Annotated in this window: 20 protein-coding genes and 1 pseudogene; 12 read left to right on the top strand and 9 right to left on the bottom strand. The window is 64.1% G+C overall.

Annotated elements, in window-relative coordinates; genetic code table 11:
* Positions 1 to 45: 45 nt before the first annotated feature.
* From VSR68_RS10165 to VSR68_RS10130, 8 genes and pseudogenes are all read left to right on the top strand, one after another.
* Positions 46 to 885, top strand: a complete 840-nt coding sequence (locus VSR68_RS10165) for a universal stress protein (protein ID WP_342939711.1) — start codon at positions 46 to 48, stop codon at positions 883 to 885.
* 20 nt (positions 886 to 905) lie between these two features.
* Positions 906 to 1,427, top strand: a complete 522-nt coding sequence (locus tag VSR68_RS10160; protein WP_342939710.1) for a universal stress protein — start codon at positions 906 to 908, stop codon at positions 1,425 to 1,427.
* Entirely contained in the window at positions 1,424 to 2,254 is an 831-nt protein-coding gene (locus VSR68_RS10155; RefSeq protein WP_342939709.1) for a universal stress protein, read from the top strand. The genes VSR68_RS10160 and VSR68_RS10155 overlap by 4 nt, the downstream gene beginning before the upstream one ends.
* A gap of 462 nt (positions 2,255 to 2,716) precedes the next feature.
* A pseudogene (locus VSR68_RS10150) lies at positions 2,717 to 3,928 on the top strand (PAS domain-containing sensor histidine kinase); the annotation flags it as partial.
* Entirely contained in the window at positions 3,925 to 4,572 is a 648-nt protein-coding gene (locus tag VSR68_RS10145) for a response regulator (protein ID WP_152767206.1), read from the top strand. The pseudogene VSR68_RS10150 and the gene VSR68_RS10145, both read left to right, overlap by 4 nt.
* A 327-nt stretch (positions 4,573 to 4,899) precedes the next feature.
* Positions 4,900 to 5,244 (top strand): cytochrome C, encoded by a 345-nt coding sequence (locus VSR68_RS10140; RefSeq protein ID WP_342939708.1) that lies wholly within the window; start codon positions 4,900 to 4,902, stop codon positions 5,242 to 5,244.
* Between the two features lie 47 nt (positions 5,245 to 5,291).
* Positions 5,292 to 5,663, top strand: a complete 372-nt coding sequence (locus VSR68_RS10135) for a DUF3564 domain-containing protein (RefSeq protein ID WP_342939707.1) — start codon at positions 5,292 to 5,294, stop codon at positions 5,661 to 5,663.
* 181 nt (positions 5,664 to 5,844) lie between these two features.
* The gene (locus tag VSR68_RS10130) at positions 5,845 to 6,024 is read left to right on the top strand and encodes a hypothetical protein (RefSeq protein WP_342939706.1); all 180 of its coding nucleotides are present in this window, start codon (positions 5,845 to 5,847) and stop codon (positions 6,022 to 6,024) included.
* A gap of 21 nt (positions 6,025 to 6,045) precedes the next feature.
* Here VSR68_RS10130 and VSR68_RS10125 read toward each other — a convergent pair whose 3' ends face one another.
* The 4 genes from VSR68_RS10125 to VSR68_RS10110 all read right to left on the bottom strand — a co-directional run bounded on the left by VSR68_RS10125 (position 6,046) and on the right by VSR68_RS10110 (position 10,803).
* Positions 6,046 to 7,578, bottom strand: coding sequence for an ATP-binding cassette domain-containing protein (locus VSR68_RS10125; RefSeq protein WP_342939705.1), 1,533 nt, complete (start codon positions 7,576 to 7,578; stop codon positions 6,046 to 6,048).
* On the bottom strand, positions 7,575 to 8,498 hold the full coding sequence (locus VSR68_RS10120; RefSeq protein ID WP_090874049.1) for a branched-chain amino acid ABC transporter permease: 924 nt from the start codon (positions 8,496 to 8,498) through the stop codon (positions 7,575 to 7,577). The genes VSR68_RS10125 and VSR68_RS10120 overlap by 4 nt, the downstream gene beginning before the upstream one ends.
* Positions 8,499 to 8,518: 20 nt before the next feature.
* Positions 8,519 to 9,394: a branched-chain amino acid ABC transporter permease gene (locus VSR68_RS10115; RefSeq protein WP_342939704.1), complete on the bottom strand. Its 876-nt coding sequence runs from the start codon at positions 9,392 to 9,394 to the stop codon at positions 8,519 to 8,521.
* A gap of 143 nt (positions 9,395 to 9,537) precedes the next feature.
* Positions 9,538 to 10,803, bottom strand: a complete 1,266-nt coding sequence (locus VSR68_RS10110) for an ABC transporter substrate-binding protein (protein ID WP_342939703.1) — start codon at positions 10,801 to 10,803, stop codon at positions 9,538 to 9,540.
* Between the two features lie 453 nt (positions 10,804 to 11,256).
* On the opposite strand from VSR68_RS10110, the gene VSR68_RS10105 reads away from it, so the two are divergent.
* Positions 11,257 to 13,989 (top strand): UPF0182 family protein, encoded by a 2,733-nt coding sequence (locus VSR68_RS10105; protein WP_342939702.1) that lies wholly within the window; start codon positions 11,257 to 11,259, stop codon positions 13,987 to 13,989.
* Positions 13,990 to 14,104: 115 nt separating this feature from the next.
* On the opposite strand, the gene VSR68_RS10100 is transcribed toward VSR68_RS10105, so the two are convergent.
* From VSR68_RS10100 to VSR68_RS10090, 3 genes are all read right to left on the bottom strand, one after another.
* On the bottom strand, positions 14,105 to 15,334 hold the full coding sequence (locus VSR68_RS10100) for a porin (RefSeq protein ID WP_342939701.1): 1,230 nt from the start codon (positions 15,332 to 15,334) through the stop codon (positions 14,105 to 14,107).
* A 111-nt stretch (positions 15,335 to 15,445) separates the two neighbouring features.
* The gene (locus VSR68_RS10095; protein ID WP_342939700.1) at positions 15,446 to 16,792 is read right to left on the bottom strand and encodes an MFS transporter; all 1,347 of its coding nucleotides are present in this window, start codon (positions 16,790 to 16,792) and stop codon (positions 15,446 to 15,448) included.
* A 72-nt stretch (positions 16,793 to 16,864) separates the two neighbouring features.
* Positions 16,865 to 17,407: a gluconokinase gene (locus VSR68_RS10090; RefSeq protein WP_342939699.1), complete on the bottom strand. Its 543-nt coding sequence runs from the start codon at positions 17,405 to 17,407 to the stop codon at positions 16,865 to 16,867.
* 150 nt (positions 17,408 to 17,557) lie between these two features.
* Here VSR68_RS10090 and VSR68_RS10085 point away from each other — a divergent pair, with 150 nt between their 5' ends.
* Complete coding sequence (locus VSR68_RS10085) at positions 17,558 to 18,586, top strand: LacI family DNA-binding transcriptional regulator (protein WP_342939698.1); 1,029 nt, start codon at positions 17,558 to 17,560, stop codon at positions 18,584 to 18,586.
* Positions 18,587 to 18,641: 55 nt separating this feature from the next.
* Here VSR68_RS10085 and VSR68_RS10080 read toward each other — a convergent pair whose 3' ends face one another.
* Both VSR68_RS10080 and VSR68_RS10075 read right to left on the bottom strand, forming a co-directional pair.
* Entirely contained in the window at positions 18,642 to 20,333 is a 1,692-nt protein-coding gene (locus VSR68_RS10080) for a pyrrolo-quinoline quinone (RefSeq protein WP_342939697.1), read from the bottom strand.
* A 375-nt stretch (positions 20,334 to 20,708) separates the two neighbouring features.
* Positions 20,709 to 21,653: a pseudouridine-5'-phosphate glycosidase gene (locus VSR68_RS10075; RefSeq protein WP_342939696.1), complete on the bottom strand. Its 945-nt coding sequence runs from the start codon at positions 21,651 to 21,653 to the stop codon at positions 20,709 to 20,711.
* Positions 21,654 to 21,878: 225 nt separating this feature from the next.
* Here VSR68_RS10075 and VSR68_RS10070 point away from each other — a divergent pair, with 225 nt between their 5' ends.
* Together VSR68_RS10070 and VSR68_RS10065 are read left to right on the top strand one after the other, a co-directional pair.
* Positions 21,879 to 24,620: an MGH1-like glycoside hydrolase domain-containing protein gene (locus tag VSR68_RS10070; RefSeq protein ID WP_342939695.1), complete on the top strand. Its 2,742-nt coding sequence runs from the start codon at positions 21,879 to 21,881 to the stop codon at positions 24,618 to 24,620.
* An 87-nt stretch (positions 24,621 to 24,707) separates the two neighbouring features.
* Positions 24,708 to 25,259: a thioredoxin family protein gene (locus VSR68_RS10065; RefSeq protein ID WP_342939694.1), complete on the top strand. Its 552-nt coding sequence runs from the start codon at positions 24,708 to 24,710 to the stop codon at positions 25,257 to 25,259.
* Positions 25,260 to 25,293 lie beyond the last annotated feature (34 nt).

The raw sequence follows: 25,293 nt of genomic DNA, 5'->3' as shown, positions 1-25,293 counted from the left end.
TCGGGCGCTCGCCCGTTCATCTCGTTCTGTCACGGAGCTATGGCGATGAGCTACAAAAGCATCCTCGTTCACCTCGATACGAGCGCTCGCGCGCATCCGCGCCTCGAAATGGCGTTGCAGCTCGCGCATCAGTTTCACGCGCGGCTGACGGGCGTTTTCTCGACGTACATTCCCGCGCCGCACGCGTTCTTCGTGATGGCCGGCACGGCCGAGTACTACGAGGAGCACGAGCGCCAGCGTCACGAGCGCTGCGCCGCGCTGGAGCGCCTGTTTCATGCCGAGCTTGCGCGCGCGAAGGTCGAGGGCCAATGGATCGCGGCGAACGGCTATGCGAACGATGTCGTGCCTCCGTATGCCCGCCTCGCCGATCTGATCGTCCTCGGGCAGACGGACCCGTCCGATCCCGAATCGTTTGTCTCCGAGCAGTTCGTCGAGCACATCGTGCTGTCGGCGGGACGGCCCGCTCTGATCGTGCCGTCCGCGGGCTCGTTCCCGAAGCCCGGCAAGCACGTATTGATCGCGTGGGACGGCAGCCGCGAAGCCACGCGCGCGATACACGATGCGATGCCGTTTCTGTCGCTGGCGTCGAACGTGACGCTGCTGACGATCAACGCCACGCGCGCCGAACCGCCGCGCTACCGGATTCCCGGCGCCGACATCGCGCTGACGGTCGCGCGTCACGGCGTGAAGGTCGACGTGCGCGAGATGTCGGCCGACAGCGATACGTCCATCGGCGACGTGCTGTTGTCGCAAGCAGCCGAGTCGGGCTGCGACATGATCGTGATGGGCGCGTACGCGCATTCGCGCGTGCATGAGGTCGTGCTCGGCGGCGCCACGCGCACGATCCTCAAGTCGATGACTGTCCCCGTGCTGCTGTCGCATTGAACGCCTTCGAGAGGATCGCCATGTACCGCCGCATACTCGTCGCGCTCGACGGCAACGACACCGCCTCCCTGGCACTCGATGGCGCGCTGAAGCTCGCCGCCGACTCCGGCGCGCAACTGCTGCCGCTCTACGTGATCGACGTGCCCGTCATCGCGTACGACGTGCCCGGCTTCGATCCGTCCATCGTCCGCGATGCGCTTGTCGAGGAAGGCCAGCGCATCACAACCGATGCGCAAAGCCGGATGAACCAACGCGGCGTGACGGGCACGGCGCGCACCGTCGAAGTCGTGTCGCCGGGAGAAGACGTGGCGCACCGGATCGTCGCGATTGCAAACGACTGGCATGCCGACGTGATCGTGATGGGCACGCACGGGCGCCGTGGATTCCGGCGGCTGATGCTCGGCAGCGTCGCCGAGCGCGTGCTGCGCAGCGCCGCCTGCCCCGTGCTGATGATTCCCGCCCGCGTGAATGACGCGAAGGGCGCGAAGGGAACATCCGCCGATCCCGCCGTCACCGCTTCCGCCGAAAAGGAACTGTCATGAACTACAAGACCCTGCTCGTTCATATCGACGACAGCCGTCGCAGCAGCGCGCGCGTCGAGATCGCCCTGGAACTCGCGCAGCGCTGGGACGCGCATCTGATCGGACTGTATGTCGTGTGCCAGGACATGTTCCGGCCGATCTTCAACGAAGACGAAAGCCTGCGTCTCGCGCAGGCCGAGGCGCAGGCCGTCGAGCGCGAGCGAAAGGCCAGGGACGCTTTTCTCGCTGCTGCCGAACGCGCGGGACGCAGCGTCGAATGGCGGGCGCCGTCGGGGCCGGCGCTCGACGCGGCGACGCTTCACGCGCGCCACGCGGATCTGCTGGTGCTCGGCCAGGAAGACCCGAAGGACCCCGCCGCGTATATCGAGCGGAATTTCGTCGGCAATCTCGTGCTGGGCGCCGGCCGCCCCGCGCTCGTGATTCCGTATGCGGGCGCGGTCCGCACGCTCGGCGAGAACATCCTGATCGCGTGGGACGGCAGCCGCGAAGCCGCCCGCGCGATGGCCGACGCGCTGCCTCTGCTGAAACGCGCGCGCTTTGTCCGCGTCGATATCGTGCAGCACGCCGGGCAGCACGCGTATGTGCCCGAGGGCATCGACGTCGCCGCGTGGCTCGATGCGCATGGAGTGCGTGCGTCGTTTTCGACGACGCCGAAGCACGTCAGCGTCGGCACGGGCGCGACGCTGCTCAATCGCGTGTCGGACCTTCACGTCGATCTGCTCGTGATGGGCGCATACGGGCACTCGCGCACGCGCGAGCGCGTGTTTGGCGGCGTCACGCGGACGATGCTCGAATCGATGACCGTGCCCGTGCTGATGGCGCATTGACGGACAAGCGCAACGGATGAACGGCGCCGCGCAGACGGCGCCGCCCTTGCATCGCAGGAACAAACGGCGGTCCGCTCAATCGGGTCGGGACAGAGACGGCGAACCGTCAAATTCACCGGCGGTTCACTAGCGGGAAGCCCCGCTCCCGCGATCCAGTCGTCGCGAACGTTGGCTGAGCCTGCCAAATCACGCAAAATGGCGGCACCACAATACGTGTCGGGTGTCGGCTGCATTGCGGCCGCGAAATCCGCTTTCCGCGCGAACGCCCGTTCCTGCCTGAAGGCTCACATGAAAAAAGAACCGTATGCCAACCGCGCCGCCGCATCGCGCGAGCCGTCCCGAGCGCCGTGGTTCGTCGGGCCGGCCGCGCTGAGCCTCGTGACGTTCGCGGTGGCAGCCGCCATCACACTCGCGGTATCGCATTTCGTCATGCAGCAATGGGTCGAGACGAACCCCGCCGTTGCGGCCCGCGCGGCGACCGTCGTGCTCGTCGCCGGCATGGCGGCTTCGGCGCTTTTTGCCGTGCTTGTGTGGCTGATCGCGGCCTCGCACACCACGGCCTCGCCGCTCTCGGACGAAGCGCGACGCAACGAAGCGAGAATGATGGGCATCATCCGCTCGTCGATGGAGGCGATCATCACGATCGACGACGCCCAGAACATCGTGATCTTCAATCCGACTGCGGAACGGGTCTTCGGTGTCACCGCGATGGATGCGATCGGCACGCCCCTTTCGCGCTTCATTCCGCAGCGCTTTCGCAGCGCGCACGCGCAGCACGTCGCGAAGTTCGGCGCAACGGGCATCTCCGAGCGGAAGATGGGCCATCAGCGCGTGCTGTACGGCTTACGCGCGAACGGCGAGGAATTTCCGCTCGAAGCGTCGATTTCGCAGATTGAGGAAGATTCGGGCAAGCTCTACACGGTGATGCTGCGGGACATCACCGAGCGGGTCAAATCGGAAAACGCGCTGAAGCAGTCGAGAGAGGAACTGCGCCAGCTATCGGCCAATCTACAGAACGTGCGCGAAGAGGAAAAGACGCGGATCGCGCGCGAGCTGCACGACGATCTCGGACAGCAGTTGACGGCGTTGAAAATGGATCTTTCGGCGCTCGAACAGGTCTTGTCCGTCGACGGCTCGCTCGACGCGAACGTATCGGACCCGTTGCGCCGCATGCGCCGGATGATCGATTCGACGGTGGCATCGGTGCGGCGGATCGCGGCCGATCTGCGGCCCGTCATGCTCGACGATCTGGGCCTCGTGCCCGCGATAGAATGGCTCGCGAACGATTTCACGAACCGCTATGGCATCGACATCACGCACAGGATCGAGCCCGGCAATGCAGCGTTTTCAAAGGAGGGAGCGACGGCCCTCTTCCGTATCGTGCAGGAAGCGCTCAACAACGTCGCCCGTCACGCGGATGCAACCGCCGTCGAGGTCGCGCTGCATACGACGGGCTCGCACTGCATGCTGCGGATCGCCGACAACGGCCGGGGCGCCGACTGGAAAGCCGCCGCCGACAATCGTCAGGACCGCTCGTTCGGGCTGATCGGCGTGAGGGAACGCGCGCACATGCTGGGCGGTTCGGTGCAGATCGACACGGCACAAAACGAAGGCTTCGCCATCACCGTCACTTTTCCCTTGCAGTCCGTGCAACAGGAAGAGACCCACTCATGATCAAAGTACTACTCGCCGATGACCACACGCTCGTTCGAGACGGGCTGCGCCATATCCTCCAGCAAGCCAGCGGATTCGAAGTCGCGGGCGAAGCCTGGGACAGCGTCACGACGATCGCGCTGGTGCGCTCGACGGATGCGCAGGTGCTCGTGCTCGATCTGTCGATGCCGGGGCGAAACGGCATCGAGCTCATCAAGCAGATCAAGGACGAGAAGCCCGCGCTGCGCATCCTCGTGCTGACGATGCACGCCGAGCAGCAATATGCGGTGCGCGCGTTCAAGGCGGGCGCATCCGGCTATCTGACGAAGGAAAGCGCGAGCGCGGAACTGGTCGGCGCGGTCACGAAAGTGGCGTCGGGCGGTGTCTACGTGAGCCTCGCGATGGCCGAGCGCTTCGCGCAGAATCTCAACGAGCCCGCTGAAGCGCTGCCTCATCAGCGCCTGTCGGACCGCGAGTTCGACGTGTTCCGGCGTATCGTCGCGGGACAGAGCCTCACCGAAATCGCGAATGAACTCTGCGTGAGCGTCAAGACCGTGAGCACGCACAAGACACGCGTGCTCGAAAAGATGCAGATGCCGAACGAGAACGGACTCGTGCGTTACGCCATCCGCCACAAGCTGTTCGACGACGAAAACGACATCTAGCGTCGCGCGACAGCGCCCGTTCATCTCCACTCGACGGCCCATCTGGAACGTTGACCCGCCTCAAGCGTGCCGCGATTCGAAGTGACACGATTGCTGCAGGCACCGCATGTCTGCGGGCATCGTTCCAGAGGAGGCTTCGACATGACGCACGCTGCGCAAGCCCGCAGATCGGTCATGCACCAAGACGACCCCTGTCCGACGTGGTGTTTTGACGCGCTCGTGGCCGCTTGCCATCGTCGGGCGCTCACGGCATCCGTTGACCTGGCTCAAGGGCATCGATGCGTCGCGCGATAAATTGAAGCTGTCAGCCAACCGGGACGCTTCAACGTGATCCTTGCGCGTTTATCCGTGTCGCCCGTTTGCGCGTGCAGCGTGTTGCTGGCGGCATCGCAAACCGCGCTCGCTCAGCGCAACGAACCGACGGAACGGGTCGATCAGCAGCATTGCATGTTCTGCCATACGTCGGATGCGCCGTTCCTTGCGCCGTCGTTTCATCAGATCGCCGACCGCTATCGCGGCGTGCCGAACGCGACGGCCATGCTCGAACACAAGCTGCGAATGGGCGGTCGCGCGCACTGGGGTGACATGGCGATGCCGTTACCCGCCGGGCGCGGCGGCCCGCTATCCGCGCAAGACGCACATACGCTGATCGACTGGATCATGTCCCAATGATGCGAGCGTTGCAAGAGTCCTGAATCCTGCCCGTGAAGGAGCCATCGATGAGAATCACCATCCACCTCGATACATTCGAATGCCCCGATCCCGCCGTCTACGCAATTCTCTGGCTCGACCGCGAAACGCGTAAATGGTCGCGCGAGGGACATGCCGTGATCGATGTTCCGCAATGGGGGACGCTGGTCTCTTCGAAGGGCAGCACGCGGGTCTACGACGCTGCGGGCGCGCATCCGTTCTGCGAGCTGTCGGGGCTCGACCTGAATTCGGCGGAAGGTCCGTTCGAAGGCGAATCGGGCCACGCGCTCTGGTATCGGCATGCGCATCATGCGCCCGTCGTCGGCCAATGGCATGTGCAGTGCGTCGACGAAACGGATGCGGAACCCGAGAACGGCGTGTTCGCGGATGACGAGGTTTGAGGAAGTAGCTTCAGCATTGGCCGGATATGCATGACCGGCCGATGCGATTCGATTGCGGCGAGTGCTCCAGTTCCGGCAAGCACGCGCCGATCGCCCGTCTCGACGCTCTACTTCGATTCTTTACTCGGATTCCCTACTCCGATGCGCGAAGGTCCGTTCCATCCGTCGCGGACGCTTCGACATGGAATGTCCGCGAGCGCTTGAGTTCGATCCAGATCATTCCCTCGCGCAGGCCCGCGAGCATCGCTTCGCGCTCGGTGGAAAACGTCTCGTGACTCGCGAAGACATGCGCGAATCTGCCGTTGCGCCGGGCAGCGGCTTCCGGATCTCGATACGAATGCCCATCGACGCGCTCGAATAGCCGCAGAACCGACGGCTCGAATCACCCGCTGATCTTCACCCTTGCGCCGTATGCGCCCATTTGCGGAGCTTCGGCGGGAACCGCTTCGAGAAAGCCGCGGCCCATTTCGCGCTCGAAGCGCGACGGCGTGCCTTCCCATACGATGCGCGCATGCTCCAGCACATACACGCGATCCGCGTGAGGCAACGCGAACGTCACGTTCTGCTCGCCCAGCAGCACCGTGATGGGCGTCGTCTTCTGCAGCTTCTCCATCGCACGCGACAACTGCTCCAGAATCACGGGCGCGAGGCCGAGCGTCGGCTCGTCGAGAATCAGCAGCTTCGGCTGCATCATCAGCGCACGCGCGATCGCAAGCATCTGCTGCTCGCCGCCCGACAGCGTGCGCGCCGTTTGTCCCTGGCGCGACTTGAGGATCGGGAACAGGTCGAAAAGCCATGCGAGCTGTTCCGCGCGCACCGCGTCGGCGAGATGGTAGCCGCCCAGGTCGAGGTTCTCGCGCACGGTCATGTCGCTGAACAGCTCGCGCGTCTCCGGGCATTGCACGACGCCTGCGCGCGCGATCGCCGCGCCGCTCATCCCTTTCAGATCCTGTCCGCCGAAACGGATCGTCCCCTGATAAGGCACGAGCCCCGAGATCGCGTTGAAGAGCGTGGTCTTGCCCGCGCCGTTGAGCCCCACGATCGACACGAACTCGCCCTCGTGCACATGAAGGCTCACGCTGTCGAGCGCGCGCGCCTTGCCGTACAGCACGCCGACGTCATCGGCCTGAAGCACCTGCGGCCTCGCGCTCATGTCGCCGGGCGGCCTCTCGCGCGTCTCGATCTTGCCGCCCAGATAGACACGGCGCACCGTTTCGTTCTGCATGACCTCGTCGGCCGTGCCCTCGGCGACGTGCTCGCCGAGGTACATCGCGAGCACGCGATCGGCGAGCGCCGCCAGACTCTTCACGTTGTGATCGACGAGCAGCACCGCGCGCCCTTCGGCGCGAAAGCCGCGAATCAGCTCGGAGAACGCCACCGATTCCGCCGCCGTCAGACCAGCGAACGGCTCGTCGACGAGCACGACTTTCGGATCGCGCGCAATCGCCTTCGCCATCTCCATGCGGCGCAAATCGGCGAAGGGCAGCGTCGCCGGATGACGCTGCATCACGGCGCCGAGGCCGACGCGCTCGGCGATCTCCCGCGCGCGGCGGTTCACGTGCGGATCGGCGGCGAGCTTCATCAGCGAATCGGGCAGCAGCGCGAGCTTGATGTGCTCGAGCACCGTTTGACGGTGCAGCGGCCGCGAGTGCTGGAACACGATGCCCACGCCCGCGCGCGCGATCCGGTGCGGCGCCCAGCCCGCCATCTCCACGCCGTCGATCTTCACCGATCCCGCATTGGGCCGCTCGATGCCCATGATCAGTTTCATCACGGTCGACTTGCCCGAGCCGTTCGGGCCGATCAGGCCGAGAATTTCGCCGGGCCGGATGTCGAAGCCGATGTCCTTCACCGCGACGAGCCCGCCAAAGCGCTTGGTGAGCCCGCGTACAGCGAGACGGGGTGAATCGCTCATTCTCGCTCCCTCACGCGCAGCACGTTGCCGAGCAGCCCGTCCGGGAAGAACAGAATCACGGCGAGTGCGACGGCGGCGACCACGAAGGTGTTGATCTGGCCAAGCGGACGCAGGAATTCGCCCGCGACGATCAGGAAGATCGAGCCGAGCACGGCGCCGAGTATCGTGCGCCGGCCGCCGAGCACGGCTGCAATGATGATCTGCACGCCGATGCCGATATCCACCACCGTGCTGACAGATGCGGTGCCCTGGTAGAACACGAGCATCGCGCCCGCGACGCCGGAGAACACCGCGCTGATGCAGAACGCCGCGAGCTTGTGCTTGGTCACGTTGAAGCCGAGCGCCTGCGCGCCGATCGTGTCCTGACCGCTCGCCTGCAGGATCAGGCCGATCGCGGAACGCGACAGCCCGAACAGCATGATCGCGCAGACGATCAGGAAGGCGAGCGCGATCCAGTAGTTATGCGAGGCGTCCACCGACATCACGTCGGGCACCATCATGCCGATCTCGCCGCCCGTCACGCCCGCGAAAATCACGATCGAGTTCTGCAACAGGAGCACCGCGACCAGCGTGACGAGGCCGAAGTACGGTCCGCGCAAACGCAGCGCGGGCACTGCGAGCAGCAACCCGCCGATCAGCGCGACGAGCCCGCCCGCCGCGACGCAGACGGCGATGGGCGCGCCCCACTTCGCATCGAGTATCGCTGCCGTGTAAGCGCCCAGACCGATCAGGAACGTAGGGCCGAAGTTGACTTCGCCCGCGAAGCCGAACAGCAGGTCCCACGACATCGCGAACACACCGAAATAGAACCCGACGGTGAGCACGCCGAGTATGTAGCCCGAGAGCCACCAGGGCAGCGTCGCCGCGATGGCGACGAGCACGATGGCCCACACTGCGCGCGAACGGAAAGGAGCGGTCATGATGGTCGGGATCTGTGCGGTTAGCGCCGTCCGAGGAAGCCTTGCGGTCTGACGTACACGACGAGCACCAGAAGAATGAGCGCGGGCAACGGCCGCAGCGTCGGCGCGACGAGATAGGCGGTGATCGTCTCCAGATAGCCGACGACATACGCGGCCATCAGCGAACCCGACACGCTGCCGAGCCCGCCGAGCACGACGATCGAAAACGCGCTCGCCGTCAGTTGTCCCGTGTTGTTCGTGCTCACGCCGAGGAACGACGCGAGCAGCACGCCCGCGATGCCCGCCAGCACGCCGTAGATGGTCCATGCAAGCAGATAGATGTGCGAAAGCTCGAAGCCGAGCAGCGTCAGGCCGCGCGGATTCATCGACGCCGCGAGCAGCGCCTTGCCCATCCGCGTGCGGTTCACGAACAGCCAGAGCAAGCCGATCACGACCCAGCACACGACGGCGATCATGATCTCGTTGAACGGCGTGCGCACGCCCGCGATGTTCGCCACGCCGCCGATGAGCGGGCGCATCGTCACGGGGTTGTCGGTGAAGAGCCACGCCATGCCCTGCTGGATCATGATGCCCCACAGCAGCGTGCCCGTCAGCACGAAGATCTCCTTCTCCTCGCGCGGAATCGCGCCCGACCGCTGGATCGGGCGCACGACCATCAGATACGTGATGTACGCGGCGACCATGCCCGCCAGCACGCCGAGCAGCGTACCGAGATACGTGCCGAGGCCCGCTTCGCCCGCGAACATCCAGCCCATCAGCGCGGCCACCAGCATCACGCCGCCATGCGCAAGATTGAGCACGCCGGACACGCCGAAGATCAGCGTGAAGCCGATTGCGCCCAACGCATAGAGAGAACTGATTGCAAAGCCGTCGATAAGAATCTGCAGTGGCAGCATGCCCGGCCTTTGATTGTCGATGACCTTGATTGTCGATAAGGTACGGATGCACTATCTGTCGTGACGGATCGCGCTTGCGTCGCCGAACGCGTGAACCGCCGCTGCGGCGCCGGAGCACCGCAGCCTGCATGAGCGTCGCGCGGCTAGTTCGCGGACGCCTGCTGCACCTTGACGAAGGCCGGGAACCTGACCTTGCCGTTCGCCACCGACTTCGGCCAGATCGCCACCTGCTTGCCGTCCTGCCATTGCAGGTTGATGCCCGTGATATAGCCCGGCCCGTACTTCAGCGCGTGAGTGAACTGGTCGTTCTTGCCGTAGAACTGCCAGCGGCCGATCGTGCCGACGTAGTCCGTTTGCTCGAGCGCGTCGACCATCTTGTCGGGATCGGTCGAGCCCTTGTTGCGCTTGATCGCATCCGCGAGGATGTAGACGAGGTCATAGCTCGTGAAGCCGCAATACGCAGGCGACACGCCGAATTTCTTCTGATACGCATCGACGAACGGCACGGTCTTCGGCGTCATCGCGACACCGGGCGCCGCTGCCGACGCCGTGATGACGCCTTCCGTCGCGCCGTTCGTGTCCTTCCAGAAGCTCGTGGTCGTGGCCTGCGAGCTTTGTCCCGTCATCGGAATGGGCACCTGCTGATCGTGCCATTGCACGGTGGGCTGCACGCCGACGTGGCTGATGCCCGTCGTGATCGTGTCGGGATGCTTGCTCTCGATCTGGTTGAAGATCGGCGTGAAGTCTGACGTGTCAGGATTGAAGCGGATGTGATCGAGCACCTGAAGCCCCGCTTTCGGCAGGCATTCGAGGTAGCGATCGTCGAGCGGCTTGGTCCACGCGGCGTCCTCGCTCATCACGACCGTCGTCTTCATCTTGAACTGGCCGACCAGTATGTCGTGCGAGAAATCGCAGATCGACTGCGCGATGAACGCCGACGTCATCCAGCCATGGAACGTGTACTTGTAGTGGTCGTAGTCGTTGTGGACCTGCTTCGAGATGTCGTTGCTCGCCGCGCCCGGCGTGATGAACGGCATCTTCAGACGCGCGGACCAGGGCTCCATCGCGAGCGCCACCTCGCTGATGTAGCTGCCGATCACGGCCACCACCTTGTCCTGATTCGCGGCGCGCTGGAACGCGCGCACGCCGTCGGAGGCCGACGAGTGATCGTCGTAGGCGATGATCTGGATGGGTCTGCCGTCGACGCCGCCGTGGGCGTTGATCTCGTCCGCCGCGAGTTGCGCGGACTTGCTGATCGAAGCGCCCGCCACCGCGGACTCCTCGCTGATGACCCCGATCCTGATCGGGTCTGCTGCTGCATACGCCGTGGCCGCGAGGCCAAGTCCCGCTACCACCGTACCCGTCGCGACGACGCGATACAGGTCCCGCCACATCTTGTTCTTGGACATGTTCTCTTCTCCAATTCTTTACGATCGGGGAGCGACATCTGCCAGACACGTTGCAGCTATTAATTGCAGCTATTAAGGGTGCGCGCACAACAGTACCATCGGCATTCGGCGCACTACATCGGTAGTTACGATTAGGGCGGCGCTGCGGATGCGATGGTGCAAAGCGAAAAAAGCGCGCCCCGCATTCACGACAGCGCTGTCAAGATTGCTGCTGAAACGCCAGAACAGTTGCGCATGTCCGTAACAACGGGACAGATGCCGCCATTCATGCTGCACTGCTTTGCGATGCACTCGCATGGCGCGCAGCGGCCGCGTGGCGAGCGGTCTACAATCGGACCGTGCACGACGCGCGGGAATGTGCGGTCGACAACATAGAGCCACTGTGCAATCGAGCGGATCATGCACTACTGGTCGTGCACTGGGTCGTGCATATAAGCCGGCAAAGGAGGGACGATGCCCTCGCAAGTGACTCCACGCGTGCGCATCCGACGCGCCGCGATCACCGTTGCCGCTGTCATCGTCGGCCTGATCGTCATCGGGCGCATCACGCGGATTCTGGTCGACTGGATGTGGTTTGCTTCGATCGGCTACGCCCGCGTCTTCTGGACAATCCTCGACGCCAGAGTGCTCCTGTTCGCCGCCGTGTTCGTCGTCTCGACGGCAGCGATCGGACTGTCCGGGTTGCTCGCGCATCGTCATGCAAGGCGCTTCGATCCGTCAGCGGCCACGCTCGAAATCATCGACGAGCGCACGGGCCGCGTCATGCCCCGCATTGGCTGGCGCTGGGCCATCGCCGGCGCGGCCGCACTGCTCGGGCTGCTGCTTGCAGCCTTCGAAGCGTCGAACTGGGACCTCGTGCTTCGCTATCTTCGTCAAGTGCCGTTTGGCGAACGCGATCCTATCTTCGGCTATGACATCGGCTTCTATGTCTTCTCGCTGCCCGTCTATGTGGCGCTCAAGAACTGGCTGCTGCGCGTGCTCTTTTGCAGCGCCATCGTTGCGGGCGTGATCTATGGCGTGCGCGGCGACATCGCAGTCGAACAGCCGCCGCGCGGCCTCTCGCGCGCCGCCGCCATGCATGGCTCAGCACTGCTCGCGCTGTTCTTCGCGGTAAAAGCCGGGTCTTATTGGCTCGACCGGTTTCTGCTGCTCTATGACGACAACGGCGTCGTCGTCGGCGCGGGCTATACCGACATTCACGTCGGGTTGCCCGTGCTGTGGCTGCTGATGGGGCTTGCCGCCGCCGCATCCATCGCTTCGTGGGCCAACATGCGCCGGCGCAGCTATCGCATTGCCATTGCATCGGCGCTGCTGGTGTTCGGCGGCTCGTTCGTGTTCGCCGCGATCTATCCGGCGCTCTATCAACGGTTCTATGTGAAGCCGAGCGAACTCAGGCTGGAGACGCCCTATATCAAGCACAATATCGCGCTGACCCGACAGGCCTATGCGCTCACACGCATCACGGCCAGGCCTTTTGCCGCGGAACAGGGATTGAATCTCACCGAACTGCAAGCCAATCGCCCAACCATCGACAACATCCGCCTGTGGGATGTGCAGCCGTTGATGGATACCTACGCGCAATTGCAGGAGATCAGGACGTACTACCGGTTTCTCTCCGTCGACATCGACCGCTACGCGCTCGACGCCGGCTACAGACAGGTGATGCTCTCCGCGCGCGAACTCGATGCGTCGATGCTTCCGGCCAACGCGCAAACCTGGGTGAACCTGCACCTGCTGTTCACGCATGGCAATGGCGTCGTGATGTCGCCCGTCACCGAGAAATCGACCGAAGGCTTGCCGTCGTTCTATCTGCAGGACATTCCGCCTGTTGCCAATGGCGGCCCCTCGGTTCGCGAGCCGCGCCTCTATTTCGGTCAAGGCGATCAGGACTATGTGATCGTGCAAGGCAGCGTGCCGGAATTCGACTTCCCTCATGGGAAGGAAAACGTGTACGCGGCTTATGGCGGGCGCGACGGAGTCGGCATCGGCAATAGCGCGCGACGCTTTCTCTTTGCGTGGCAGTTCGCCGATCCCAACATTCTGCTGACCAGCTACATCACGGACAAAAGCCGGATTCTTTTCCACCGCAACATTCTGGACCGCGTGCGCACGATCGCGCCGTTTCTGAGCTTCGATCACGATCCGTATATCGTCGTGAGCGGCGGGCGGCTCTTCTGGATACTGGATGCGTACACGGTCAGCCGCTGGTATCCGTATTCGCAGCCTGCCGCCGGCGACGGCACCAACTACATCCGCAATGCGGTCAAGGTGGTCGTGGACGCCTATCACGGCACGGTCGATTTCTATGTCAGCGATCCCGCCGATCCCATCTTGCAGACCTGGCAGCGCATCTTTCCCGGACTCTTCAAGCCGCTCGATGCGATGCCGCAAGACCTGCGGCAACATATCCGCTACCCGGAAGATCTCTTTCTGATTCAGGCGCAGCTTTACCGCACCTACCATATGGAAGCGCCGGAAGTCTTCTACAACCGCGAGGACCTGTGGCAATTTCCGCGCGAACCAGGCGGCATCGATGCGGGCAACGCCCAGGGCGCGCGGATGGCGCCGTACTACATGATCATGCGGCTGCCCGGCGAGGCGCGCGCCGAGTTCGTCCTGCTGCTGCCGATGGTGCCCAGTCAGCGCGAAAACATGATTGCGTGGCTCGCGGCGCGTTGCGATCCGCCCGAGTACGGCAAGCTCATCGTCTACACGTTTCCGAAGGACAAGCTGGTGTACGGGCCGTTCCAGATCGAGGCGCGCATCCAGCAGAACACCGAGATTTCGCAGCAGATTTCACTGTGGAACCAGATGGGCTCGCGCGTCATTCGCGGACATCTCGTCGTCGTGCCGATTGAGAATTCGATCCTCTACGTGTCGCCGCTCTATCTGCGCGCAGCGTCGGGGCAGTTGCCGGAACTGAAGCGGGTCATCGCCGCATACGGAGACCGTGTCGTGATGCAGGAGACGCTCGCGCAAGCCCTCGCGGCGCTCTTCGAGCAAACCGCGTCAACGGCAGCGCGGCCTCCGGGCACAGCGGACGAGCGCGCCCGCGAAGCGCTCGCGCACTATAACCGCGCGCTCGAACGGCTAAGAGCAGGAGACTGGAGCGGCTTCGGCTCGGAACTCGATGCGCTCAGGCCGCTTCTCGAATCGCTTGGCGGCGGGCGTCCGGAGCATCGTTGACGAACGTGTTCGCTCTCGAATATGCGCCCGGCTCCGCGTATCGAATGATGCGTGCATGAAATGCAAAGCGCCGCTCACGCGGCGCTCTGTGCGACGTCAAATACAACCCGTGGCGTCAGAAACGATGCACCATGCCCACGCCCACGCCGACCATGCTGCGCGATGACGAAGGCGACGAGTTGAAGCCGTCGCCGAGCGTCGCCGTCGCGTTGATGATGTTGCCCGCGCCGTTGTTGCCGAGGGTCTGGCCATTGGCGCGCTGATACGCCTGCAATGCATACAGTCCCGTGCGCTTCGACAGCGAGTAGTACTCGGACAGGTTGAACTGCTGATACTGCGCGCTGCTCGTGATGCCGTTGGCCTTCGTCGCGCGCGTGTAGCTGTAGCCCGTCGCGAAGTCCCATGCGGCCGTCGGCTTCCAGTGCAGCACGATGCCGCCCGTGTTCCAGATTGCCTCGCTGTGGAACGCCGAGCCGGTGCCGGGAATGTACTGCACGTTCGTGTACGTCGCCGTGATGTCGAACTGGCTGTTGAACGTGTAACCCGCGCCGACCGCGAAGCGCTGTTGCGCCTGCGCCGTGCGGTAGCCGTTGGTCACGGCCGAGACGCCCGTCTGCGCGCCCGCGTTCGACGTCGTCGAGTCTGCGCCGAATGCGCCGCCGCCGACCGTCGAGTTGTTGATCCGCGAGAAGCCGACTGCAACGCCGACAGGCCCCTGCGAATACTGGATCGCCGTGCTCCACGTCGAGCCCTGGTTCACGCTGCCCGGTACACCCGCAAACGAATACGAGCCGCTGAACTTGAAGCCGTAGAGCGTCGGCGACATGTACAGCAGCGTGTTGTTCGCGCGATAGATCGTGTCGAGGCCATCGACGTCGCCGGGGTGCGCGCCGTAGAAACCCGTGAGCCATGTGGTCGGGCTGTACGGTGCAAGCAACTGGTAGTACGACGCGTATTGACGGCCTGCCGTCAGCGAACCATACGTGGCGTTCGTCACGCCGACGAAGGCCTGACGGCTGAACATCAGGTTGGTCGTCGACATGGCGCCGCTGTTCGCGCTAAAGCCTTCTTCCAGTGTGAAGATCGCTTTCGTGCCGCCGCCCAGGTCTTCCGCGCCCTTCAGGCCGAAGCGGCTGCCCGCCCACACGCCCGTAATCATCTTGAACGCCGAGTGGCCGCCCGACGTGGAACCGAGCGTCGTCGAGCTCGACTGATAGCCGATGCCGTTATCGACGATGCCGTACAGCGTCACGCTGCTTTGCGCGAACGCGGGTGCAGTTGCTGCCGTGGCAACGGAAGCGACTGCCGCCAGACCAATCAGGCGCCGTTGACGGTTCTTTTTCATTGCGTTTTTCTCCAGAGGCCTCATCGAGGCTGTTATTGATTCGTTGTTCTGTGCCTGCCAGTCGATCAGGCTTTCAAACCGATGTAATTTCGCGCCGCTGTTTTGCGCGGCTCAGCCTGCCGGCGTCGACGTTTTCGTCACGGTGCGGCCCGTTGCTTCGTCGGTATCGTCCGGTTCCGGAATCGCTTCGATGCGTCCCATCACGAACACGAACGACACGATCCCGACCGCCAGGATGACGCCCGCGACGAGGAACGCGTTGGTGAAGGAGTTCGTCGCGCCGACGATAAAGCCCGTGACGATCGGCGCGGCGACGCCCATCAGGTTGTTGGCGAAATTCATGATGCCGCCGACGGTGCCGACGCCGCCCTTCGGCGCAATCAGCGACGGCAGCGACCAGCCGACGGGCGCAGCCGCCGCGAGACCGCCGAGCGCAATCGAGATCCACAAGATCGCCCATCCGGGATTCGTCGTCTGCGTGGCGCCGAAGACGGCGAGGCCGAACAGCATGCCCGTCACGAGCACCGCCTTGCGCACGCGCGTCTCGTCCTTGCCGCGCGCGATCAGATGGTCGATGAGCCAGCCGCCGACGACCAGGTCCGTCACCGTCGCCACGGCCCACGGAATCGCCGCGAAGCCCGCCGACTTGAGGATGCTCATGTGCATCGTCTGGACGAGATAGCCCGGCAGCCACGTGAGGAACAGATAGAACGAGTAGCCGTAGGCGGCAAAACCGATCGTCAGGCCCCAGACCTTGGTCTTGGTCAGCAGGTAGCCGAGCATGCCGAACACGCTTGCGCTCGACGTGCCTTCGGGCGTCGCACCGCCCTTCTGGATGTAGTCGAGCTCGGCGGGAGAGAGCTTGCTGTCCTTGCTCGGATCGCGATAGATCACGAAGAAAGCGATGAAATACGCGAGGCTCAGCAGCGCCGTGACGCCGAATCCCCATCGCCAGCCCGCATTCACGACGACGACGGCGACGAGCGGCACGCCGATCACATTCGAGAACTTGGCCGCCGCATCGAAGATGGCCGTCGCGAGCGCGCGTTCCTTGCGCGGGAACCAGTAGCCCGTGGCCTTCGAACTGACGGGAAAGCCGGGCGCTTCGGCGATGCCGAGCACCGCGCGCGCCGCGAACACGCCGCCGAATCCGCTCGCGAAAACGGTGATGGCCGATGCCAGGCCCCACAGGAACGCGCCCCAACGGCCGACGCGCGTCACGCCGAAGCGGTCGAGAAAGAGCCCCGCCGGCACTTGCAGCAACGCGTACGGCCAGAAAAACGCGCTGAACAGCAGGCCCATATCGGCGGGCGACAGATTGAACGCCTCTTTCATCTGCGGCGCCGCCACCGACAGGTTGATCCGGTCGAAGTAATTGATAAGCACGCCGATGCCCAGCAACAGGCCGATGACCCAGCGCCGGTTCTGAACACGTTGCCCTGATGCGATTGCCATCATGGTCTCCTTGAAAAGTTATCGTTTTGGCCTTGTGAGCCGGCCCGCGAGGAACAAATGTGAGACAGCGCTATCTCACGCAGCCTGCATAACGGCAGATGGCGACTGCGAGTGGCCGCACCACGCGACCGCCTCGGTGACGAGACTGGGAAGCGAACGGGTGCCGTCGAGCGTCAGCGTCAACGGCTCCGCAACGGGGCGCTCGAGCGTGGCGAACTGGCTCTCGACGAGCGACGCCGGCATGAAGTGGCTGTCACGCTGCGCGACGCGCCGCAAGGCCTCGCGTTGCGGCAGATCGAGAAACACGAAGCCCAGCGACGATGTCGCGTTGCGCAGCCGGTTGCGATAGCGCGCTTTCAGCGCCGAGCACGCGAGCACGGCACGCTCTCCACGGCTCGCGACGCGTTCGAGTTCTTCCGCGAGGCGATCGAGCCAGCCCGCGCGGTCGTCGTCGGTGAGCGGAATGCCGCGCTTCATCTTGTCGACGTTCGCTTGCGGATGAAACGCATCGCCTTCGATCAGCACCCCGCCGAGACTCGCCGCAAGCGCCTGTGCGACGCTGCTTTTGCCGCATCCGGCGACACCCATGACAACGAGCGATGAAACGTGTCCGATCATATGCGACTCCTTTCAGCATTCGAGATTGCGCTATCTCGCACAGACAAAAATTATGTCCTGCGACCCTTGGCGCTCGCGTTGCCCGGCGGCTGGAAGCCGTCGTTGAACGCTGTTGCGCGGGATGCAAGACAGCGCTATCCTAAATCGATCATGGCGACATCGACACTCAGGAAAACCCGAAGCACAGGCCGGCCGACCCTCGAGGCGGTTGCCCGGCTTGCGGGCGTCAGCACGATTACGGCGTCGCGCGTGCTGCGCGGCCTGGGCTCGGTCGGACCCGATTATGTGGAGCGGGTCAAAGCCGCCGCCGCCGAACTGAACTACGTCACCAATCCCGCCGCCCGCGCGCTCGCGTCGTCGCGCAGCGATGCCGTCGCCGTCGTGATTCCGTCGCTGTCGAACGCGGTGTTCGTCGACGTGCTCGAATCGATCCACACGGTGTTGCGTCCGCGCGGCTACGAAATCCTGATCGGCAATTCGCACTACTCGCGCAACGCCGAGGAAGACCTGATCCGCCACTACCTCGCGTCGCCGCCGAGCGGCCTGATCGTGACCGGCTTCGACCGGACGGAGAGCGCGCGCCGTCTGATCGACGCGAGCGGCGTGCCTTGCGTGCACATCATGGAACTCGAAGAGGCCGAGGGCGTGCATTGCGTCGGCTTCTCGCAGGCGCGTGCGGGTGAAGCCGTCGCGGAGCATCTGATTGCGCGCGGCTGTCGCCACAATGCGTTTGTCGCCGCGCAGCTCGACTCGCGGATGATGCAGCGCGGAGAGGGCTTTCGCGAGACGCTGCAGCGCAAGGGGCTCTATGATTCCGACCTCGAAGTGCTGACGCCGTCGCCGTCGTCGATCGGGCTTGGATGCGATCTGTTCCGCCAGTTGCTGCAACGGCGGCCGGACGTCGACGGCATCTTCTTCGGCAACGACGACCTTGCGCAAGGCGCGCTGTTCGAAGCGCGACGCCAGGGCATCGAGATTCCGAACCGCGTGGCGATCGTCGGCTTCAACGATCTGGCGGGCGCCGCGGATTGCGTGCCGCGCCTGACCACGGTACGCACGCCGCGAGTGGAAGTCGGACGCATCGCGTCCAACCTGCTGCTGTCGATGATCGGCAACGAGCCGGTTGCATCGCCTGTCGTCGATCTCGGCTTCGAGCTGGTCGTGCGCGAAAGCGCGTGATGCCCGTCGCCGGCGCGGTCGCCTGACCCGCGCCTGGCCTGCGCCTGGCCTGCGTTTAGCTCCCGCCTAGCAAGCCGAACACTGCCACGCTGTTTTGCGTGCCCACATACACCTTGCCGTTCGCGATCATCGGCGTGATGAATTTGTTGCCTGCGCCGAACTGGTCGCGCGCGCTCGCGGCCTGATTGCTGTTGTACAGCTCGACGGCGAGATTCGTCGCGTCGTACGCGTGCAGCACCGCGATATCGCCGTTTTCGAGCGCCCACACGATTCCGCTTGCGTTGCCGTTCGCGGAAATGCTCGGCGTCGCGCCGGGTGTGAAGAAGCTCGTCGGCGTGCGGCTGGTCGGCGTCGTCGTCAACCCTGCGGCGCTCACGCCGAACGCCTTGATGCTGTCGCCGATCGAGCCGAAGTACACCGTATTGTTGAAATACGCGGGCATGCCGAACTCGGGTCCCGTCAGTTGTCCGCTGATCTGCTGAAAAAGGTTGTTGGCGTTTGGGTTGAACTTGCCCATCGAATCGCGATTGACCACATAGATGATCGCGTCCTTGCCGGCCCCGAGCGCGAGGTGACGGACGACGCCGCTCGCGTCAGTCAGATCCGGCAGCACGAGCGCGCCGCCCGAGCCCAGGTCCTCGTCGGCTTGCGACTCCGTCAACGTGTCCGACATGACGAAATAGTCCACGACCTTCGGGGGAAGGGCCGCGTCCAGCTTGATGAACGCGTTGCCGAAGTTGCCGTTCACCGGGAATCCGTTCGCGTCGAGCGTCGTATCGAACGTGCCGTTCGCGTCGAGGAAATAGATCGACTGCCCGTCCGACGCCATGCCTGCGCCGCTCATCCAGATCGCGCCTCCCGTGCCGTTCGGCGTGAGGTTCAGCACACCCGTTTGCTGCAGCGTGTCCGCGTTATAGGCGATCACCCAGCCGTTGTACGGCGCGATATCGCAGTGGGACGTCCAGCCCGTGTAGACATTGCCGTTGAGCAGCAGCAGCGACTGACGCTCCGCATACTGCCTCGGATCGAATGTGAGCGTGCCGCCCGAACTGTTCGGCCCGCCGCCGGGGACCGACGCGCTGATCGCCGTCGGGCCGCCGAACAGTTCGGCGCCCGTCGTGAGGTCGAGCGCGTGAATGCGCTGATGATAGTTGCCCGACGCATCCTTCGACATCGCCACCAGATAGATCGCACCATGCGGCCCGCGCGCGCGATCGATCACGGGCGTCGACGTAATGCCGATGATCGGCGAGATCTGGAAGCAACCCAGGGAATCGCTTGGCGTTTCGCCGTTGCCGAGCGCCGAGACTTTCCATAGCTGTGCGCCCGTGTCGGCGTCGAACGCATAGACGCTGTCGTTCTCCGTCGCGACATACAGCACGTTGTGCGTGCCGCCCGCAATCGATACGTTGGCCAGATAGAGCGGCTCGGCGTCGACCTTGCCATCGACGGGATAGTTGTTGATCTTGCCGAAGGTCGACGCATTCACGTTCGCAGGCGTGAGCCTCGTTTCGTGCAATTGCTGGCCGGTGCGCGCGATGTCGTTGTGATAGGTGACGACATCCACCGTTGGAGCCGCGGTCGCCGGCGGATTTCCCGCTGTGCCCGATCCCGAACCTGGGCTCGATCCCGAACCGCCGCCGGTGCTGGCGTTGTTGCTGTCTCCACCACCACCACCGCTGCAACCGACGTAAAGTACGGCGATCAGCACCGCGCAAATCAGGCTATTGCGACCGTGAGCTTTCATGTGTCCACCCCACAATCAAGCAAGCCCCGCTATGTATCGGGGCTGTCCGACGATTATCCGCCCGCGTCACGGCAATCGCCATATAAGGCCACTAAGGGAAGCAGGCCGCGTCATTCGACATATCGCCGATCCGGCGCGGCCCATGTCCCCGTTCTATACAGACATTTTCGTCATGCATCCGCCGTCGTTGCTGAGCAATGCGCGTGCCCGCTCCGTGACGCACGTATACCGCTGTTGCGATTCGCGGCTAAAGCGCAGTGAAACGAAGTCGATGAGCGATGGCATTGCGCAGTGGGCAAAACCGTTGCGCGAGCCAGGACGGGCGCAAATGGCCGCGCGAGCGAAGCGAAGGTCGATCGCGACAAGGGCGAGCGACTATGCGTACGGGCCCGGGTCCGCGCGCGACAGCGCCAACGCCAGTCTCGCTCCCACTTCCGCGTTGTGCTTCACGAGCGCGATGTTCGTCGCGAGGCTGCGTCCGCCCGTGAGCGCCTTGATGCGCGCGAGCAGAAAAGGCGTCACGGCCTTGCCGCTAACGCCTTGCGCGGCGGCATCCGCAAGCGCCTGGCGCGTGATTGCGTCGATCTCTTCGGACGGCATCGCCGCCGCTTCCGGCACGGGCGTGCTCAACACGACGCCGCCCGCCAGGCCCAGGTCCCATTTCGCGCGGATGAAGCGTGCCTGCTCGCGCGCATCGTCGAGCCTGTAGTCCGCGCGAAAGCCGCTGTCGCGTGTGTAGAACGCCGCGAAATTGTCCTGCTCGCAACTGAGCACGGGCACGCCGTGCGTTTCCAGATATTCGAGCGTGAGCCCGATATCGAGGATCGACTTTGCGCCCGCGCACACGACCGCCACCGAGGTCTTCGCCAGTTCTTGCAGATCGGCGGAAATGTCGAAGGTCTCGGACGCGCCGCGATGCACGCCGCCGATGCCGCCCGTGACGAACACCTCGATGCCCGCGAGCGCCGCGCAGATCATCGTGCCCGCTACCGTCGTCGCGCCCGTTTCGCCGCTCGCGAGCACGGCAGGCAGATCGCGGCGGCTGACCTTGTGCACGCCGTCCGAGCGGCCGAGCCGTTCCAGCTCGTCGTCTGAAAGGCCAATGCGGATTCGTCCGCCCATGACGGCGATCGTCGCGGGCTCGGCGCCCAGCTCGCGAATCAGGGCCTCGACTTCGCGCGCGGTGCGCACGTTCTCGGGATACGGCATGCCGTGCGCGATGATCGTCGATTCCAGCGCCACGAGCGGGCGGCGCGCGGCCCGCGCAGCGGCGACGCGCGCGCTGAAGGTCAGCCAGGCGTGTGCAAGGTCAGCGGCCATGTCGACGTTTTCCGCACTGTGGAGAATCGCTCAAGTATGCCGCACCAGACCGCCCGTTGGGTCGCCATGCAGGCGCGGGACGCCTATCATCAAGGTTGCCGTCCGGCGGCCGTCCGTTGCGCGCCTCTGAAGACGCCCGCCTCGCAGACGCCGCTCACGACGCAAAAGCACTGACGTTCACGCACTGATCGTATCCGCAGGGTCGATGTCGGGCCGGGAGGTTCCATGCCACCGCTACGCGCAATCAATCTGCTGCAATCGAAGGAAGGCTCGCGTCTGCACGGCCCGGACCTCGACCGATGGCGCCGCTGGGGACCGTATCTGAGCGAGCGTCAATGGGGCACGGTCCGCGAGGACTACAGCGATTACGGCACCGCGTGGGACTACTTTCCGCACGATCATGCGCGCAGCCGCATGTACCGCTGGGGCGAGGACGGCATCGCGGGATTCGGCAACGATCCGCTCGACTGGTGCATCTCGCTTGCGCTGTGGAACGGGCACGATCCCATCATCAAGGAACGCCTGTTCGGATTGACGAACGCGCAAGGCAATCACGGCGAGGACGTGAAGGAGCTTTACTTCTATCTCGACGGCACGCCGACGCATTCGTACATGAAGATGCTGTACAAGTACCCTCACGACGCGTACCCGTATCAGGATCTGATCGACGAAAACGCGCGTCGCGACGCCGACCAGCCCGAATATGAAATCCTCGATACGGGCGTGTTCGACGATAACCGCTACTTCGACGTAGTCGTCGAATACGCGAAGCACACGCCCGACGATATCGTGATGCGCGTGACCGTCGAGAATCGCGCATCGCGGCGCGCGGCGCTTCATGTGCTGCCGCAGTTCTGGGCGCGCAACCGATGGGCATGGTCCGGCAAATCCGGCAAGCCGTCGCTCGTGCTGCAGCCGGATGCCGACGAACGCGCGCGCGTCGTCGCGCACAACCCGTCGACGGGCACGATGTTCGTGACGGCTTCTGCTCAGCAGCCCATCGAATGGCTCTTCTGCGAAAACGAAACGAATGTGCGCCGCATCTTCGGCATCGATGGCGCGGGACCGTTCAAGGACGGCTTCAACGACTATCTCGTAGCGGGCGACGAACAGGCGATCAGCCGCGAAAAAGGCACGCGCGCCGCGGCGCACGTGTATCTGCAATTCGAGCCTCACGAGCGCTCGATGCTGTATCTGCGCTGGCGTCCCGAAACCGCGCGCGACACCGTGCCGCTCGACATGGACGCCCTCTTCGCGCGCCGGCAAGCGGAGGCCGACGAGTTCTATGCGGCGCTTCAGCACGACATCGACGACGACGATGCGCGGCTCGTGCAGCGTCAGGCGCTGGCCGGCATGTTGTGGACCAAGCAGTACTACCAGTTCGACGTGACGCGCTGGCACGACGGCGACCCCGGCCAGCCGACGCCGCCGAAACCGCGCAGGCACGGCCGCAATGCGGACTGGCGGCACATGTGCAACGGCGACATCGTGTCGATGCCCGACAAGTGGGAGTATCCGTGGTACGCATCGTGGGATCTCGCGTTTCATGCCGCCGCGTTCGCGATGATCGACCCCGACTTCGCGAAGAAGCAATTGCTGCTGCTCGTGAAAGAGCGCTACATGCATCCGAACGGGCAGTTGCCCGCCTACGAGTGGGCGTTCGGCGACGCGAATCCGCCCGTCCACGCGTGGGCGACGTGGCGCGTGTATGAACTCGACCGCGAGTTGACGGGCGTCGGCGATCACGCGTTTCTCGAAGTGATGTTCCACAAGCTGCTGCTGAATTTCTCGTGGTGGGTCAACCGCAAGGACGCCGACGACCGCAACATCTTTCAGGGCGGCTTTCTCGGACTCGACAACATCGGCATCTTCGACCGCTCTTCGCCGCTGCCGACAGGCGGCCGCATCGATCAGGCCGACGGCACCGCATGGATGGCCTCGTATGCGCTCGACCTGATGCAGATCGGACTCGAACTCGCGATGACGAACGATTCATACGTCGAGATCGCGGTGAAGTTCTTCGAGCACTTTCTGTATATCGCGGAAGCCGTCAGTTGCAACGAAGGATGCAACACGGGGCTATGGGACAACGAGGACGAATTCTTCTATGACGTGCTGCACCTTCCGGACGGAACCCGCGTGCCGATGCGCATCCGTTCGATCGTCGGGCTGATTCCGCTCTTCGCCGTTCACGTGCTCGAAGAACGCGTGCATGGTCATTTGCCCGGACTGCGCGAACGGCTTGCATGGTTTCTCGATCACCGGCCGAATCTCGCGAAGCTCGTATCGCGCTGGACGGAACCCGGCAAGGGCAACACGACGCTGCTGTCGTTGTTGCGCGGACATCGAATGAAAGCGCTGCTGCGCCGCGCGCTCGACGAAGCCGAGTTTCTTTCCGATCACGGCGTGCGGGCGCTGTCGCGCTTTCATCTCGACGAGCCGTACCTGTTCGATCGCGACGGCGTGTGCGTCTGCATCCAGTACCAGCCGGGCGAATCGGATTCGCGCGTATTCGGCGGCAATTCGAACTGGCGCGGCCCGATATGGATGCCCGTCAACTATCTGCTGATCGAATCGCTGTACGAGTTTCACCGCTACTACGGCGATGAGTTTCGAATCGAATATCCGACGGGCTCGGGCCGCCATCTTTCGCTGAGCGAGATCGCCGACGATCTCGCACGCCGCATCGCCACGCTCTTTCTGAAAAATGCACAAGGCGTGCGGCCCGTGATGGCGGCCTATCCGATGCTGCAAGCCGATCCGCATTCGCGCGATCTCATCCTGTTCCATGAGTACTTTCACGGCGACAACGGTCGCGGCGTCGGCGCTTCGCATCAAACGGGGTGGAGCGGACTCGTCGCGCTGCTGCTGCAACCGCGCCTGATGAAGCTCTCGCACGTGGCGCCCGATGAAGAACCTGTGGCCGCGAGCGTCGTCGAAGATATAGCGGCCGTGATCGCGCGTTAGCGCTTGATTGCCTGTTTCGACCGCCGCAAGCCGAATCACGAAGAATGCACGAACATGTACTGGACCTCATCATTCAAGGAGTAACCGATGGCTACCGAATCTCCCGCAGGCGAACTCGGCGTTGCCGCGCCCGCGTTCTCGCTGCCCGCAACAGACGGCAAGACTTACACGCTCGACGACGTGCGCGGCACGAAGGGACTTGTCGTGATCTTCATGTGCAACCATTGTCCGTATGTTAAGGCCGTGTTGCCGCGCATCGTGAGCGAAGCGCGCGAACTGGCGGCACTGGGTATCGGCACTGTAGGTATCAACTCGAACGACGGCGCCGCGTATCCGGAAGATTCGTTCGAGCGCATGGGCGAACTCGCGTCCCAGTTGCAGTTGCCTTTCCCGTACCTGTACGACGAGACGCAGCAGGTCGCGCGTGCCTATGACGCCGTCTGCACGCCGGAGTTTTACGGCTTCGACGCCAATCTGGTGTTGCGCTATCGCGGCAGGCTCGACGCTTCGCGCAAGGAGCCCGTCGCGGGCGCGCGCCGCGAACTGTTCGAAGCGATGCAGCAGATCGCGCAGACAGGCGTCGGCCCCGACACGCAGAATCCCGCGTTCGGATGCTCGATCAAGTGGAAGATCGAGTAGCGCGATTGCATTAGCGGCGCGCATGGGAGGCATG

The organism is Paraburkholderia phymatum, from assembly GCF_038900715.1.
Taxonomy (GTDB): domain Bacteria; phylum Pseudomonadota; class Gammaproteobacteria; order Burkholderiales; family Burkholderiaceae; genus Paraburkholderia; species Paraburkholderia phymatum_A.
The sequence above is the reverse complement of the archived record's forward strand: the minus strand, read 5'-3'. Positions and strand labels throughout refer to the sequence as shown.

What these genes read in the sequence shown, in the direction of transcription:
- VSR68_RS10165 (WP_342939711.1), top strand. Translation starts at nt 46, where the DNA reads ATGAGCTACAAAAGCATCCTCGTTCACCTCGATACGAGCGCTCGCGCG.
- VSR68_RS10160 (WP_342939710.1), top strand. Translation starts at nt 906, where the DNA reads ATGTACCGCCGCATACTCGTCGCGCTCGACGGCAACGACACCGCCTCC.
- VSR68_RS10155 (WP_342939709.1), top strand. Translation starts at nt 1,424, where the DNA reads ATGAACTACAAGACCCTGCTCGTTCATATCGACGACAGCCGTCGCAGC.
- VSR68_RS10145 (WP_152767206.1), top strand. Translation starts at nt 3,925, where the DNA reads ATGATCAAAGTACTACTCGCCGATGACCACACGCTCGTTCGAGACGGG.
- VSR68_RS10135 (WP_342939707.1), top strand. Translation starts at nt 5,292, where the DNA reads ATGAGAATCACCATCCACCTCGATACATTCGAATGCCCCGATCCCGCC.
- VSR68_RS10130 (WP_342939706.1), top strand. Translation starts at nt 5,845, where the DNA reads ATGGAATGTCCGCGAGCGCTTGAGTTCGATCCAGATCATTCCCTCGCG.
- VSR68_RS10125 (WP_342939705.1), bottom strand. Translation starts at nt 7,578, where the DNA reads ATGAGCGATTCACCCCGTCTCGCTGTACGCGGGCTCACCAAGCGCTTT.
- VSR68_RS10120 (WP_090874049.1), bottom strand. Translation starts at nt 8,498, where the DNA reads ATGACCGCTCCTTTCCGTTCGCGCGCAGTGTGGGCCATCGTGCTCGTC.
- VSR68_RS10115 (WP_342939704.1), bottom strand. Translation starts at nt 9,394, where the DNA reads ATGCTGCCACTGCAGATTCTTATCGACGGCTTTGCAATCAGTTCTCTC.
- VSR68_RS10110 (WP_342939703.1), bottom strand. Translation starts at nt 10,803, where the DNA reads ATGTCCAAGAACAAGATGTGGCGGGACCTGTATCGCGTCGTCGCGACG.
- VSR68_RS10105 (WP_342939702.1), top strand. Translation starts at nt 11,257, where the DNA reads ATGCCCTCGCAAGTGACTCCACGCGTGCGCATCCGACGCGCCGCGATC.
- VSR68_RS10100 (WP_342939701.1), bottom strand. Translation starts at nt 15,334, where the DNA reads ATGAAAAAGAACCGTCAACGGCGCCTGATTGGTCTGGCGGCAGTCGCT.
- VSR68_RS10095 (WP_342939700.1), bottom strand. Translation starts at nt 16,792, where the DNA reads ATGATGGCAATCGCATCAGGGCAACGTGTTCAGAACCGGCGCTGGGTC.
- VSR68_RS10090 (WP_342939699.1), bottom strand. Translation starts at nt 17,407, where the DNA reads ATGATCGGACACGTTTCATCGCTCGTTGTCATGGGTGTCGCCGGATGC.
- VSR68_RS10085 (WP_342939698.1), top strand. Translation starts at nt 17,558, where the DNA reads ATGGCGACATCGACACTCAGGAAAACCCGAAGCACAGGCCGGCCGACC.
- VSR68_RS10080 (WP_342939697.1), bottom strand. Translation starts at nt 20,333, where the DNA reads ATGAAAGCTCACGGTCGCAATAGCCTGATTTGCGCGGTGCTGATCGCC.
- VSR68_RS10075 (WP_342939696.1), bottom strand. Translation starts at nt 21,653, where the DNA reads ATGGCCGCTGACCTTGCACACGCCTGGCTGACCTTCAGCGCGCGCGTC.
- VSR68_RS10070 (WP_342939695.1), top strand. Translation starts at nt 21,879, where the DNA reads ATGCCACCGCTACGCGCAATCAATCTGCTGCAATCGAAGGAAGGCTCG.
- VSR68_RS10065 (WP_342939694.1), top strand. Translation starts at nt 24,708, where the DNA reads ATGGCTACCGAATCTCCCGCAGGCGAACTCGGCGTTGCCGCGCCCGCG.